The sequence below is a fragment of the Brachybacterium sp. B718/18 genome, assembly GCF_055454375.1.
This window is the reverse complement of record NZ_JBVDDO010000022.1, coordinates 1-628: the sequence shown is the minus strand read 5'-3', so window position 1 is coordinate 628 and position 628 is coordinate 1. Positions and strand designations below refer to the sequence as shown.

The 628-nt window shown below is 56.2% G+C and carries 1 rRNA gene; it reads right to left on the bottom strand.

Annotation, left to right across the window (positions count from 1 at the left end):
* A 23S ribosomal RNA gene (locus ACZCAH_RS15260) occupies positions 1-261 on the bottom strand; the annotation flags it as partial.
* Positions 262-628 lie beyond the last annotated feature (367 nt).

The following is a 628-nucleotide window of genomic DNA, read 5'->3' as shown; positions in this document are numbered from 1 at the left end:
TTTCGCTCGCCACTACTCACGGAATCACTATTTGTTTTCTCTTCCTGCGGGTACTAAGATGTTTCACTTCCCCGCGTTCCCTCCACACCACCTATACATTCAGTGGCGGGTACCAGGGCATGACCCCTGGTGGGTTTCCCCATTCGGACATCCTCGGATCACAGTTCGGTTGTCAACTCCCCGAGGCTTTTCGCAGACTCCCACGTCCTTCGTCGGCTCCTTGTGCCAAGGCATCCACCGTGCGCCCTTTACAACTTAGGCAACACAACAAAGACCAAAATCTTAAAAATTGCTTACAAGATGCTCGCGTCCACTATGTAGTTCTCAAGAAACAACCCCACACCAACCCCCACCACCACATAGGCAGCAAGAATCAGGGAGGACCAGCCACACACCCACCCAGCATCCCGAAGGACCCCAAGCAGGCCGCGTGCAGCCTCACAACCCAATAGCGTGTCTCCACCTCGAACCACCCGAACCACCACACGTTCCAGACCCCGAAGAGTCGTACTAGCGCAGCCCTGCCGGCCGGCGAAGCGCCCATCCGTTGATGTTCCACCCTTGAGCAACCACCCCCACCACACTCGGGCAGGAAGATGGCCACCAATCATTGGTGATGCTCCTTAGA